This is a genomic window from Marinomonas sp. MED121 (assembly GCF_000153025.1).
In the GTDB taxonomy this organism is placed as follows: Bacteria; Pseudomonadota; Gammaproteobacteria; order Pseudomonadales; family Marinomonadaceae; genus Marinomonas.
The window spans coordinates 442,712-456,982 of sequence record NZ_CH672433.1 but is presented as its reverse complement, the minus strand read 5'-3'; the positions used below and the strand labels follow the sequence as shown (position 1 = coordinate 456,982).

13 protein-coding genes are annotated in these 14,271 nt (G+C 40.0%); all 13 read left to right on the top strand.

Translation table 11 applies throughout. The annotated features are described in order from the left end of the window. The first annotated feature begins 6 nt into the window (after positions 1-6). The 13 genes from MED121_RS20590 (at position 7) to tssJ (ending at position 14,263) form a co-directional block, all read left to right on the top strand. A complete protein-coding gene (locus MED121_RS20590) occupies positions 7-297 on the top strand; it encodes a PAAR domain-containing protein (RefSeq protein ID WP_009835716.1) in 291 nt (96 codons plus the stop codon). A gap of 60 nt (positions 298-357) precedes the next feature. Then, complete coding sequence (locus tag MED121_RS20585) at positions 358-1,728, top strand: type VI secretion system ImpA family N-terminal domain-containing protein (protein ID WP_009835715.1); 1,371 nt, start codon at positions 358-360, stop codon at positions 1,726-1,728. Between the two features lie 356 nt (positions 1,729-2,084). Beyond that, a complete protein-coding gene (locus MED121_RS20580) occupies positions 2,085-2,612 on the top strand; it encodes a type VI secretion system tube protein Hcp (RefSeq protein ID WP_009835714.1) in 528 nt (175 codons plus the stop codon). A 192-nt stretch (positions 2,613-2,804) separates the two neighbouring features. Continuing rightward, positions 2,805-3,311 (top strand): type VI secretion system contractile sheath small subunit, encoded by a 507-nt coding sequence (gene tssB / locus MED121_RS20575; RefSeq protein WP_009835713.1) that lies wholly within the window; start codon positions 2,805-2,807, stop codon positions 3,309-3,311. Continuing rightward, entirely contained in the window at positions 3,308-4,786 is a 1,479-nt protein-coding gene (gene tssC, locus MED121_RS20570) for a type VI secretion system contractile sheath large subunit (protein WP_009835712.1), read from the top strand. Before tssB ends, tssC begins: the two co-directional genes overlap by 4 nt. 22 nt (positions 4,787-4,808) lie before the next feature. After that, complete coding sequence (locus MED121_RS20565) at positions 4,809-6,227, top strand: type VI secretion system contractile sheath large subunit (RefSeq protein ID WP_009835711.1); 1,419 nt, start codon at positions 4,809-4,811, stop codon at positions 6,225-6,227. After that, positions 6,224-6,649 (top strand): type VI secretion system baseplate subunit TssE, encoded by a 426-nt coding sequence (tssE, locus tag MED121_RS20560; protein WP_009835710.1) that lies wholly within the window; start codon positions 6,224-6,226, stop codon positions 6,647-6,649. The genes MED121_RS20565 and tssE overlap by 4 nt, the downstream gene beginning before the upstream one ends. Next, on the top strand, positions 6,642-8,408 hold the full coding sequence (gene tssF, locus MED121_RS20555; RefSeq protein ID WP_009835709.1) for a type VI secretion system baseplate subunit TssF: 1,767 nt from the start codon (positions 6,642-6,644) through the stop codon (positions 8,406-8,408). The genes tssE and tssF overlap by 8 nt, the downstream gene beginning before the upstream one ends. After that, complete coding sequence (locus MED121_RS20550; protein WP_009835708.1) at positions 8,399-9,361, top strand: type VI secretion system baseplate subunit TssG; 963 nt, start codon at positions 8,399-8,401, stop codon at positions 9,359-9,361. The genes tssF and MED121_RS20550 overlap by 10 nt, the downstream gene beginning before the upstream one ends. Positions 9,362-9,364: 3 nt before the next feature. Beyond that, positions 9,365-11,983, top strand: coding sequence for a type VI secretion system ATPase TssH (tssH, locus tag MED121_RS20545; RefSeq protein WP_009835707.1), 2,619 nt, complete (start codon positions 9,365-9,367; stop codon positions 11,981-11,983). 14 nt (positions 11,984-11,997) lie between these two features. After that, positions 11,998-12,711 carry a transporter substrate-binding domain-containing protein gene (locus tag MED121_RS20540; protein WP_242603229.1) on the top strand — a complete coding sequence of 238 codons (714 nt, stop codon included), beginning with the start codon at positions 11,998-12,000 and terminating at the stop codon, positions 12,709-12,711. Between the two features lie 26 nt (positions 12,712-12,737). Beyond that, on the top strand, positions 12,738-13,739 hold the full coding sequence (locus MED121_RS20535; protein ID WP_009835705.1) for an FHA domain-containing protein: 1,002 nt from the start codon (positions 12,738-12,740) through the stop codon (positions 13,737-13,739). Next, positions 13,736-14,263, top strand: a complete 528-nt coding sequence (tssJ, locus tag MED121_RS20530) for a type VI secretion system lipoprotein TssJ (protein WP_009835704.1) — start codon at positions 13,736-13,738, stop codon at positions 14,261-14,263. Before MED121_RS20535 ends, tssJ begins: the two co-directional genes overlap by 4 nt. The last annotated feature ends 8 nt before the right edge of the window (positions 14,264-14,271 follow it).

Here is a 14,271-nt window from a genome sequence, read left to right as displayed (position 1 = left end):
GTTAGTATGGGGTTGGCTGCAAGATTAACTGATACTCATGTGTGCCCTATGGTAACAGGTGTCGTGCCTCATGTCGGGGGGATTATTTCTGGTCCTGGCCAAGCAACTGTTCTTATTGGTAGCCTGCCTGCGGTGTGCTTGGGTGACATGGCTATTTGTGTTGGTCCGCCAGACACTATTGTAATGGGAAGTGCAACCGTATTAATTGGAAGTGTTCCCGCTGCTCGTATGGGTGATACAACCTCTCATGGTGGTTCTATCGTATTGGGATGTCCAACTGTCATGATTGGTGGCTAGTGCGCGCCATTGTTTGGCTCACTAGTGAATAAAAATTAAATATAATTGAGATGATATTTTATGACCCAATTATTGGAAGCGATTTCAGAAGAAGCTCCTTGCGGTGAATATTTAAAAGATAATCGTACTTTGTACCGTGGTTTGAGAAACTTTTTTAATCAGGCGCAATCCTCTTATCGACAATTAATGGAATCTCCAGATGCCTTAAATGATGAAGAGCTGTTAACACAAAATGCATCAAACTGGAGCCAATTATCTGCTGAATGTGAGAAAACCATTGCGACTGTCTCTAAAGATGTTGAAGTAATGTGTTGGTTTGCATCAGCACAGCCTTTTTCCGGGCAGCCGCTTGAGAACTTATCGAATGTTTTGGCTAGTTTTGCTGATTTACTGGTTCAATACTGGGATGACCTCCACCCTAAGCCACCATTGAAAAAACTCAAGTCAGAAGATGAAGCGGGTCAGGCGAAAGAATGGGCTGAATTTAGGGTTAAGCCGTTTCTGCAGTTGGTTGGTGAAAGGGATGGTACTGGCTTGCTTTCAATGCCATTACAAAGTATCGGCTTGATAGGGGCGATAGACTATAGTCGTTATTATGCCGCTGAGCGTGATGGTCAACTGGATAGTTTGAAATCTGAAGCTGCTCAGGTGATTGCATCGGAGAAGAGCCAAGTAACCGCAACTATCTTGTTATTGGGTGAAATTAAACGGCAACTCGTTCTGATTGAATCGACGATGGCTGAAAAATGTCGTGCAGTTGGTGCTCAACCCGTCAGTTTCAGGTTTATTAATCAAACAGTAGATCGCTTGATTAATGCTACCCATTATCTCGTTGGAAATCTCATAGTGCCTTGGCCTCTGGATGCTAAAGTTGAGAGTGCCACTGAGGCAGACGTAGATGCAGCTGCTGATGCGGTGAATGATGTGACTCAGGCTCAAGGTGCTGGAGAAATAAGTATGCCGAATGTTAATACAGTTACAAATGATGTTGTAGCCTTGCAATCGGGAGGGGAAATTTATACCCGTGATCAGGCTTTTCAACAATTACGACAAATTTCTGAATATTTTAGCCGTACCGAACCTCACAGTCCTGTATATATGCTTTTAGAGCGAGCTATTCGTTGGGGTTATATGTCTTTACCTGATCTATTGAATGAAATGGTAGGCGAAGATGACAAGATGATGGGAAGGATGTATCAGTTAGCGGGTTTAGAAAGTGTGGACAAAACCATTATTCCAGATCCGACAATTTCAGCTTCAGAGCTTAGGCATAAACAGCAGGCCGCTCCAGTGAGCTATAATGCACCGCCTGTTTCGGTCCCAAAACCACATGCACCAGAAGCCCCTGTTGCTTCACAGGGTGAGCCAAAAAGTGAGCCTAGCTCAAATGATGGCGAGAGCTCAGGCAATTTGTCTTCATTTGAATGGTAATAAGCGTTTGCCTATGGTTTATCGTGTTGCATCATTTTTTGGGCTATAAATCCTAGTATTAGAAAAAATTGAAATATGAAGAAGTGGTGGATCTTTGGTTGGTTAAATTTACAGTCAATCAATATAGAAGTAATCTGTTTACCAACAAAGCAAAGAAGACGAGAAAATTAGATAAATAATATTAGTATCAATGAAATACTTGTTAGTTAACTAAAGACTTTCGTTGAAATGTTATCAGATAAGACTATTGTTAACTCTCCTTGTAACAGGGTTAGCCTGTAAGAGATAAACTGGCAATAGACTCGATGATTAATTCAAAAAAATTGAAAAATAATTTCAAATAGAGGAAATAAAAGATGGCTACTATTTACATGCGTATTGACGGTGTTGACACAATTAACGGTGCAGCAACAATTGGTGAAGTAGGTGGTAAGAAAGGATTCTTCGCAATTGATTCTCTTTCTTGGGGTGCGGTTCGTGGTGTAACTGTTGACGTGGGTAATGCTAATAATGCTGACCAAGGTATGGTTGGTTTAGGTGAGCTAAGTGTTTCTCGTAGTTCTGATGGCGCAAGCCCACTACTAACGACTTTCTTGTTCTCACCAGGTGCTGAAGGTAAAACATGTGAAATCATGATTACTAAGCCATCTCGTGAAGGTAACGGTGCTGATCCTTATCTAGTAATTACTGTTGAAAAATCTCGTATCGCTAGCTACAACGTAGGTTGTGGTGACGGTTCTTTACCAAGTGAGTCATTCTCTCTTGCTTATGCAACTATGAGCTTAACTTACTACTATGAAGATGATGCAGGTAAAATCCAGAAAGGTGACGTTATTAAATATGATGTTCCTACTGCAACATTGGCTTCTAAAGCAGCTTTATAATTCTTAGGCCTCTCTTGGGGGTTATGATTAAGCTTGTATAGAGATTTTCTTTGCAGGCTTAATTTGCTTTTACTTAATATCAGTTTTGTTTGTTATTAGGAAAGGTTTTTTAAATGACCTTCCCAGCTAATAAAATAGTAATAATGAACTTAGTAATGCTTATTACTAGCGTACCAATAACGGAGAAAAATTATGGCTTTAAACTCACAGCATAAACGGGTCAGTAAAAACCGTGTCAGCATTACTTATGATGTTGAGACAAATGGCGCGGTAGAAAATAAAGAATTGCCTTTTGTGATCGGTGTTATCGGTGACTTCTCGGCTCATAACGATGATAGAGAAGATCTAGAAGATCGTACTTTCTATCAAATTGATAAAGATAATTTCGACACAGTTATGAAGCGTGTTGGGCCTGAGCTTAAGCTAAAAGTAGACAACACTCTTGCTGATGATGATAGCCAATTTGAAGCTGAATTGAAGTTTAACTCAATGAAAGACTTTGAGCCTGACTCTTTAATTGAGCAGGTTGAGCCCCTGAGCAAACTTGCTGAAACAAGACAGCAGCTTAAGACCTTGTTATCTAAAGCTGATCGCTCAAGAGATTTAGAAAAATTACTTAAAGAAGTGCTGCAAAGTGCAGACACTATTAATGCTTTATCAAGTGAACTTGGACTTGAGTCTGATGGAGGAGAAGAATGAGTACTGAATTAGAAAATCAAGCTGGTGCAGAAGGCGAAGAAGGTTCTCTTAGTTTTCTAGATCGTGCAATTGCTGCCACTACGCAGACTCCAGAAGATACAACCAAAGAGCTGTTCTCTGTTCTTGCTGAGCAAGCATTAGGTGGTACTGTTGTTTGGGACAAGAACCTGACAAAAACTATTGAAAATGCAATTGCTGAAATTGATAAGCAAATGTCTCGTCAGCTTTCTGAGATCATGCAGCAGGATGACTTCCAGCGACTTGAAGGGTCTTGGCGTGGTTTGGGTAAACTTGTTCGTGAAAGCGAAACAGGTCAAAGCCTAAAAATCAAATTAGTTGATTTCCAAAAAGATGAGTTGCTTGAGCAGTTTGAAGATGCGCCAGCAGTAGATCGTAGTCCACTGTTTGATGCGCTATACCAAAAAGAATTTGGTACAGCTGGTGGTGAACCTTACGGTTTATTGCTTGGTGATTTTAACTTCTCTCATAAAGATGAAGATGTTTCTTTGTTGCGTTACATGGGTGAAACTGCAGCGGCAAGTCATGCTCCATTTATTGCAGCAGCTAACCCTGAAATGTTTGAAATTGATTCCTTTACAACATTTGATGAAGGTAAGCCTGTCGCTGCAGGTTTTGACTCTCCTACTTATGCTGCTTGGAATGCATTTAGAGAGAGTGATGATGCGCGCTATGTAAGCTTAACTTTGCCTCAAACTTTGGCGCGTCTACCATACGGTGAAAAAGGTCTAGGTACTGATTCATTTAGCTATGAAGAGCTAGGCACAGATGCTGAGGGTAATCCGCTTCCAGAAAGCAATGATCAATTGGTTTGGTCTAATGCTGCCTTTGAGTTAGGTTTGAAGATGAGTCAATCTCATACTGCCTTTGGTTGGTGTACAGCTATTCGTGGTTTAGAGAATGGCGGTAAAGTTGAAAATCTACCTAACTTGACCTACCTGTCTGATGGTGGTGATATTCAACAGCAATGTCCAATTGAAGTTAACCTGACTGATGAGCGTGAGAAAGAGCTGAGTGATCTTGGTTTCTTACCATTAGTGCATTATAAAAACACTAACTTTGGTGTCTTTATTGGTGGTCAGACAACGCAAAAACCTAAGGTTTATGTTGATCCCGATGCGACTGGTAACGCTGCAATTTCAGCGCGTCTTCCTTACATCATGGCGAGTAGCCGTATTGCGCATTACCTAAAAGTAATGGGTCGCGATATGCTTGGTTCTAACTTAGAGTCTGCTGATATTCAAAAAGACTTACAAACTTGGATAGACCAATATACAAACTCAGGTGCTGTTGGTAACGCAGAAAGATCTAAAACACCACTTTGTGAGTCGCGTATTCAAGTTGTAGAGCAGCCTGGTCGTCCTGGTTCCTACTCTGCGGTTGCGCATTTGCGTCCTTGGTTACAACTAGAAGAGCTTACAACTTCTGTTCGAATGGTAACTAAAATACCTGGTTAAGCTTTATAAGTGGTAGTCGATAATGTTGCAGAACGGTTTTCAGGAAGGGTTGAATCGACTTGATACTAAGGACGATGATTTTTTAAGGAAAGCTTTGGCTTTACTTGTTCAATTTGATGAGCATATTTTATCTAACCCTCGTGTATTAAGGGCTTCAATTCAGTATCTGATTACTGAGATTGATAAAAAACTTTCTGAGCAACTTTCTGTGATTTTGCACCATGAAGACTTTAAGCGATTAGAGTCTTCATGGCGCAGTGTTGACTCAAGTGTCCGATTACCTATTAACAAACAAAAAGTAAAAGTAAGACTAATTGATATTTCGTGGGATGAATTATCCCATGATGTAAATTCATCAGTTTCTTTAAAACGTAGTCACCTTTATAACTTGCTAGGAAATAAAGAGTTAAACACATCAGGTGGTCAGCCATTTGGCATGATAGTCGTGGACCATTTCGTTTCCATTGATTTTGACCAAGATTATGATGATGTTTACACCCTAGAGTTATTAGCCAGCTTAGGTGAGGCTTGTCTTTGCCCTTTTGTACTCTCTCCTTCTAATAACTTTTTTGGAGGCGGGGATGCAGATTGGTTATCTGATACTGATAGAGTTGAAAAAATCTTAAATGGGCCTGAGTTTCAGGCTTGGCAACGATTGAGAAAGCTGCCAGCGTCTCGTTTTTTAGGTTTAGCTATGCCTAAAGTTAAGCTTCGAGATAGCTATCAAAACTACTATTCCAATTTTGTTTTTAATGAAACATACCATAAGGATAATGGGCTCTGGGGGAGTGCAGCTTATCTTTTTGCCACTGTTGCAATGAGAGAGTTTCACCGTATTAGTTGGTTTGGTTTTATGAAGTCCCGTTGGCAAGACCAATACTATGGCGCTCTTGTTAATGTGCCGCCAGCGGGGATTGGATCATACAGTACAAAAACACCCATAACCCAAGTGAATTTTATTACTGGTATGGGGGCTTTTTATGCGGATCAAGGTTTCGTGCCAATCTGTCATAGTTTGATGACTGACAAATATTATTTGAGAGGAAATAACTCTATTTGGGATTCTGGGGGTAACGAAACCGATAAAGTGATGGGGCAGTTACAAACAACCTTAATGGTTTGTCGTATTTCTCATTATTTGAAAGTTCAAATTCGAGGCATGATTGGTAACTTTCAAACCGCACAAGAGTGTGAGGTCTATCTTAATAATTGGCTCGATAGGTATTCGAGTAATTTATTTAATGCAGATGAAAAAACGTTAGCAAAATTTCCTTTAAGTAAAGGGAGCGTTACTGTTCGAGAGCTAAATGGTCAGCAGGGGCGTTATGTATGTGATGTACTTGTTCAGCCTCAATATCAATTTGACCACGTTTGTGGAGAAGTTTTGTTATCGACTGATATTGGCCCAGAGGACTTAACGGCTAGAGGAGGTTTGTCATGATTTTTTGGAAAACATTTTTGCAAGAAGAGGGGGTTCCTTATCATGATGAAACTTTGGAAGCAATTCGCTATCAATTAGGTGTTTTACTTAATTCAGAAGCACCTATGTTAAGCCTACCAAAAAATCTAAAGCAGGTTGAAAAATCGACAGTTAGATTTGGCTTAGACAGTATTTACAGCATTAGTAGCCAAATGGACAATGATCAATTCTCACGCTCTATGGAAGGGTGGATTCGAGATTTTGAACCAAGATTGACTGATGTTCATGTAGAAATAGAAGAAGCTGAGACCCACAAAAATATTATTAGTTTTTCATTAATGGCGCGAGTAAGTACGGAGACAGGCAACCATTCGCTTGTATTTGATTCTAATATTTGTCTTGCTAATCAAACTGTTAGCTTAGAGGGTCAAGAAGTTGTCTGATCAATTAATGCGTTATTATGAGCGTGAGCTTGCTTACGTACGTAAATCCCTTGACGAGTTTGTTAGTCAATTTCCTGATCAAGCGTCAAGTTTGAGGCTTAATCAAAGTGCTAATGAAGATCCAAATATTAGCCGTCTAATTGATGCTATGGCATTGCTTACCGCTAAAACTGAAAAACGTATTGATGAGCAGTTTCCTGAAGTTGTGCAAGGTATCTTCTCGCTTCTTTATCCAGGCTACTTGCAGATTTCACCTAGCTATACAGTTTTAGAATTAGAAGCAGATCTTGAAAAATTGACTGATATCGTGTCATTACCGAAAGGGAGCACCTTATTATTACCTGTTAAGGCGGGTGATGAATGTGAGTTTACTTCCGTGAGTGACTTACAAATTTTGCCTCTGGACATTACAAAGGTTAAAGCTCAGGCCGCCCCCTTTAATTTTATTACTCCCGCTCAATTAAAGCATTCTGATTCTGTCATCCAAATAGAACTTTCATCTTTAGAGTGCTTATTTAGCCAAATTACGATGAATCACTTTGATTTCTATGTGCGTGGTTTTGAAAATAACGCCGCTAGCGTGATTGAATTGTTACTACTGCAAACGGAAGTAATCAGTATTTCTAGTGGCGATCAACAAAAAGTGATTGAAACAGAGCGTCTAGAATCACGCATTGCCGATGAAGATTTTCAATGGTTGCCTAAGTATTCAAGTCACTTTAAAGGTTATGATTTACTAAGAGATTATTTTACCTATCCTGATAAATCATCATTTTTTAGACTTAAAAGTCTCGGGCGTGAATTATCTGATTTTGCCACCGATAAGGTAACTGTTAACTTTTTTGTGAAACAGTTACCTGCAGAATTTTTAAGGCTATTTGATAAGAGTGTTTTTGCATTAAATGCTGTCCCTAGCATTAATTTATTTGAAACTCGCGGAGAGCCTCTTAATTACGATTTTTCTAAACTGGCTCTGCCAGTTGTTGCTGATGTAAATGCTGGTAATAATTTAGAAATAGTTACGGTTGAAACCGTGAGTGAAGTGCTGCCAACGGGGGAAATTAATTTAAGCCCTGTTTATGAATCGGGTTATTGGCATGATGATAAATCACCCCAATGGCAGGCTAAACAGTACTGGGATGAGCAAGGCAAACGACATATAGATTTATCTATTAGCTACCCTTATAGCCAGCCAAGCGACTCTATCGTGTTATCTATGATGCTTAAGGTATGTAATGGCAGAATGCCATGTTTAATTCCCGCAGGAACACAAGCGGAGTCTTTAGCTGCAATCGATTTGCCTGGTGTGCTTAAAACCTTGACTGCACCAACCGCCCCCCATTATCCAGACTTAGATAACAGAATGAACTGGCGATTTATTGCGCTATTAAATTCAAACTTTTCTTCACTCTTGCAAGCAGATGACCCAATTAAAGCCTTGCAGCATGCATTAAGGCTTTGCTGTCCTCAAACACTTTGTCCGCAAGCGGATTCAATTAAAAATGTTGAATATCAGCACCTTGTTTCACCTATGACAGTCATGAAACAGACGATTTTTGCTTCTGGTACAGAAGTGACTATTACGCTTGATGATGAATTAATTCCTAATCAGGTCGCGGTGTTTGCTAATGTTCTTAATCAGTTTTATCAGCAGTTTTGTAGCTTTGACCGTTTTATTCAGTTAAAAATTAAACGCTTTGGTAATAGTCAATCAAGCATTGAGTTTGACAAGGTGCATGGGAGTCAGCTGTGTCTGTAGCCACGGCAATGCTAGCCCAACCAAGACGCTATGACTTTATTCAGGTCATACGTCTTTTGCGTCAAATAGCGAAAGAAAAACAATTGCGTTTTATCCCCGAACCTATGCCTGAAGGGGATAGTGAAGATGTTATTGCAATTGAATTAGGTGTTTCTACTTGTCAGGTAACCTTAGGGTTAGCGGCGTTATCAGGTTGTCGAGGTTTTATACCAGACTACCTTTATCAAGAGTTGTTGAATGCATTGCATCAAGAAGAGTACTCATTACAAGTATTTTTAGATGTGTTTAATCATAGATATTACCAGCTTTTTGCCAATGCAATGACTAATAGTCTGCTGTTAAAAGAAGAGCAGGAAATCGTTCAGCCAGCAAATGTTACCGGTCTTAAGCAAAAAGATGCTTTGGCTCAATTGTCTGCTTTGCCACAAAGTCTGACTGATAAATCGACAACAAGTTTATTGCGCTTCAGTGTATTGATTGGCTTGAAAGCGCGTAACTTAAAAACACTGAAACAGTTACTGAGTGCTTACTTTGATTTAGATATTCAAGCCAAAGTAACGGAAGAAAATATTTATAGAATTCCTGCAAATTGCCTAACTAAATTAGGGCAGTTTGATGGACAAAATCAACGACTTGGTCGTGGTTTCTTGCTAGGCAAGCAAGGCGCTCAACATTTTCAATCTTTAGAAATATTAGTGAGGCCTAGAAGCCACCAAGAGTTTCTTGGATTACATGCTAACTGGCATTTTGCTCGAAGCCTTAGGGAGCTGGTGTCTGTTTATTTACGAGAACTAACAGATGTAAAGGTCTATTTATACGTAAAGCGAGCTTATATAAATGAACCTAAACTATCTGCCATAAATGGTGGTATTCGGCTGGGTGAGGCGAATTGTTTATTACCTAAGTATGCACCAGAAGAATATCGAAAAATCCTTCTACAACCAGAGAGATAAATTATGTCCCACGTCAAACTAGGAAATTTAGTTGGTAAGCTAGAGCCAGAATTAAGAAGTGCTTTGGAGCAAGCTGCTGGTGTAGCAATGAAACAAAAAGTTGCAGCCATCGAGGTTGAGCATTGGTTAGTACAAGTGCTTGCCGTAAGAGATCAAGCTTTTGAAACCTTCTTAAAAGTTCAAAATGTTGATTCAAGTGCTTTGTTAAGTGAGTTAACCTCGCGCCTTGATCGCATTCCAAAAGGTGCTGAAGGCCAACCAACAGTCAGTGCTGGATTGAGTGAGCTTATCGAAGCCGCTTGGATGCAGGCATCTGTTAACTTTGGTCATGGTCAAGTTAATGCTCTCCATATTTTATTAGTCTTGGTACAAGCCGACGCTTTTGGGATGAAAAAGGTCAACTTGCCAAGCTTACAAACTGTTTCCGTTGAAAGTCTGCAAACCAAAATTAGTCGACTTCAGCATGTTACTGGTTTAAGTACGACTGCAGCGGGTGAAGCAGGTGCTGCAGCGCAAGGCGGTGGTGAAGGTGGTGCACTTGATAAATATACTATCAACTTAACTCAACAGGCGCGTGATGGGAAAATTGATCCTATTTCAGGCCGTAATGCAGAAGTCCGTCTTGCTATCGATATTCTTTGTCGTAAGCGTCAAAACAACCCTATCTTAGTTGGTGAGCCTGGTGTCGGTAAAACAGCTGTTGTTGAAGGTTTGGCATTAAGAATAGTGAGCGGTGAAGTTCCTCCTGTGATTCAAGGTGTTGAGCTTCATACACTGGATCTAGGCTTGCTTCAGGCGGGTGCGAGTATTAAAGGTGAATTTGAAAACCGCCTTAAAGACGTTATAAACGAAGTTAAAAACTCAGAAACGCCTATTATTGTTTTCATTGATGAAGCGCATACTTTGATTGGCGCTGGCGGTGCAGCTGGACAAAATGATGCGGCAAACTTGCTAAAACCTGCTCTTGCTCGTGGTGAATTTAGATCACTTGCAGCGACAACTTGGGCTGAGTATAAAAAATACTTTGAAAAAGACCCTGCTTTGACTCGTCGATTCCAGGTTGTAAAAGTAGAAGAGCCTAATGCAGTTGATGCTTTGCAAATGTTACGTGGTGTGGCTAAGTCGTTAAAATCTCACCATGGTGTCTTTATAAAAGAAGATGCGCTAGATGCTGCTGTTAATCTATCTATTCGTTACCTTCCTGCTCGTCAACTTCCTGATAAAGCAATTAGTTTATTGGATACCGCGTGTGCACGAATTGCATTAACGCAGGGTGCTAAACCTGAAAAAATTGAAAGTTTAGAGCAAAAAATTCGTTATTTTAATAGCGAGTTGTCTGCCTTGAATGTTGAAGATGCTGTCTTTACTGAAGCAGCTGAAGATAGACAAGCCTTGTCTGATCAGGTCGTTGAGATGGAGGCTGAGCTAGCTAGTCTTAATGATAAATGGAATAAAGAGCTGGATTTGGTCAATCAAATTACAGGCCTAAGTGACACGATTCAAACTCAATTTAAAGATGATGAGATTGATGAGAAAGAGCAAGAGGCATTGCAAGAGCTGCTAAATCAGCTAGAGGAGGTGCAAGGTGAAGAGCCATTAGTTTTCTCTATGGTAGATTCTGGTGTCATTGCAGAAGTTATCTCGAGTTGGACTGGCATACCAGCAGGCAGCATGGTTAAAGATGAAGTTGCCAAGTTGTTGAACTTAGAGAACGCACTGCATGACAGAGTCATTGGTCAAGATGCTGCGATTGGTGAGTTAGCTAAAAGCATTCGAATTTCACGTGCTGGGTTAACCGATAATCGTAAGCCTGTGGGTGTGTTCTTGATGTGTGGACCAAGTGGTGTTGGTAAAACAGAAACTGCGATGGCCCTTGCGGATCAAGTATTTGGCGGTGGTGATAACCTTACTGTTATTAACATGACTGAGTTTAAAGAAGAGCATAAAATCTCTATGCTGTTAGGCTCACCAGCAGGTTATGTTGGTTTTGGTGAAGGTGGTGTATTAACAGAAGCTATTCGACGCAACCCTTATTCTGTGCTTTTGTTGGATGAAATGGAAAAAGCGCATCCTGGTGTGCATGATCTTTTCTATCAAATATTTGATAAGGGGCATATAAAGGATAGTGAAGGTCGCAATGTCGACTTTAAAAATACCATTATCATCATGACCTCAAATGCGGCTGACCAAGCAATCTGTGATATTTGTGATGAGCAAGAAGAACGCCCATCGACGACAGATTTGGTTGAACAAATACGTCCAGATTTACAGGGATTCTTTAAACCTGCTTTCTTAGGTAGGGCGACAATTGTGCCTTATTATCCTTTGAATACGGAAGAGTTGACTAAGATTGCCGAAATTAGCCTTAGACGTATCCAAAATAAACTGGATGAGCAATATAAAGCGACATTTGAATGGGATCAGAGTTTTATTGATTTTGTTGTTTCGCGTAATATTGATCCAACGACAGGTGGTCGTGCGATTGAGCAAATCATTAATCGCTCACTGATGCCAAGGCTTGCTGAAGAATGTATTCAGCGTCTAAGTGAAGGCTTAGAAATTAGCGATGTTAAAGTGAGTGTTACAGAGGGTAGCGGTGAACTTGCGCTAACCATAGACTAAGTAAAGAGGTAACTGTGCAGATTGTTAAAACAAGGTATTCTATTACCAAGTTGTTTCTCAGTTTTGTCATGACTCTTACAACTGGTTCGGCGCTTGCGCTGGACCGTTTGTATTTGGCAACACAAGATTGGCCTCCTTATCAAACCGTAGAAAAAGGTGAGATAGGGGGCGTTGCGGTTGAGCGAGTACAATGTACATTGCGTCGTATGGGGCAACCTTACGAAATAAGAATGATGCGTTGGGATAAAGCTCAGTTGTTAGTTGAAGCTAACAAGATGCATGGTTATTTTTCTGGATCACGAAGCCCATCAAGAGAGCTTTACGCGGATGCGTCAGATCCTGTTATATCAGAAGAGTTATCTTGGTTTGTTTCACCCAATGTGACACTAGATCTCGATGATGAAAGTGCGAAGTATAAGGCACGTTTTAGTGCCAAGTTTAATACAAATAAATGGCTTAATTTGAAAGAGCAGGGCTACAACGTTATTAAAAAGCCCCGTGACTCTGATTCTTTGTTACAAATGTTGTGGCAAGGAGATATTGATGTTGCTTTAGAGTATCGTTTAGTGTTTGAACATTCTATGCAGCAAAAAGATATTCCATTAGATTACTTTCGACGTGTTGCTTATGGCACACAAGATTTGATGGTGCATTTCTCTAAAGATTTTTTACGTAAAAACCCTGTTTTTTTAGGTAACTTTAATAAAGCCTTAAAACAGTGTCTTTGATAGCAGACATGTAAAAGAGCAAATTTATGTCAATAAGTTTACAGCTCGTAGAGCTGCCCGAAAATGAGCAAGTTAATAGCCGACAAATGTCTCTTCCTGATAATGGTGGGACCATCGGGCGATCTTTCGACTGTACGATTCAGCTCCCTGATTTTAATCGTACTTTATCCCGGGTGCATGCTGAGATAGTAAAACACCCTAAGGGTGCGTATCAGATTATCGATCGCAGTGTGAATGGGGTTTATGTCAATAGCCAACTATTGGGCAAAGGATCTCGCCACTTCTTAGCTGATGGCGATACTATTGTAATGGGAGCCTATACCCTATTAATTAGCGATATGGAGTCTTTATTTTCCGAGGAAGAAGAGCCTCCTATTTTGGATAATGTGTATTCTGAGGTGGATGAGCAAAGCTTTTCTGTTGATAGCCTGGATATAGGCAAAGAGAGTAAGCAAACGTCGTCAGCCCATGGTGTGGGTGATTACTTTGAGCAAACTGAAAACGACCCTTCAGAGGAGGCAAATCTGTTTTCCAAGAAGAATGTCTTAGCCGATGATGAGTTTGGCTTTGATCCATTTGAAGATACTGCTTCAGATTCTGAGTTCGAACTTAATGAAGAAAAGCCAGAAAAACTAGTCGATGAAGATGAACATATCGTAATGATTGAAGAAACTGGCGTCAGCTTAGAATCTAATCAAAATTCAAATCTTCTAAACGAACATCAAGTGTTGAATGACAGCATCATGGCTTTAAGCCAAATGGTTGAGCAACAAAAGTTGAGCCTTTCTAGTGCTGTTGCACATGAACGTTTGATGGAATGTTTGGATAAAACCGTTGATCGCTTTTTAGAAGAGCTCGAACCTGATCACTTAGAAGATGTTTTTAATGACTACCTAACGGGCTGGGGTAATCGAGATAAAAAATATTGGAATTTATACCGGAAAAACTTTATCCGAAAGCAAGAAAGACGTGAATTTCACCGTGCCTTTTCTGCATTATTTTTAGAAGAATTAAGAGGCAATAAGTGACACTTTTGAAATTTCCTATCGTCCTAATCGGTATCGCATTATCTATATTAATCAGTGGTTGTAGTAGCAATAGTGCTTCGAGTGCTAATGCAAATGCATTTGTCGCGCCGAATCAGATTGAGTTCAATATAGAGACATTGGATGATATTAATGCCTACGGAGATCAACAGGCGCGACCCATAGTTATTCGAATTTATCAGTTAAGTGAATCGGGTGTTTTTGAAAATACTGAATTTCTTGATTTGTTTTCAAAGGATAGAGAGTCTCTCGCTGAAACCCTTATTGATGTCACTTCGCTAGCACCAATGTTACCAGGCAAAGTGCAGCAGCTTACTTTAGATGTACAACAAAAATCTCGCTTTATCGCTGTGTTAGGTGAGTTTGCAGATTATGCTAATGCAGAAGTAAAAGCCTATGTTGCCTTAGTCGAAACCCCAGAAAAATACCCTGTTTATATTCGTGTCAGTGGTAAAAAAATTGCAATTTCACAACCTGTTGATGAAGCATGGTGGAAAGTATTTTGAGGAGTCTA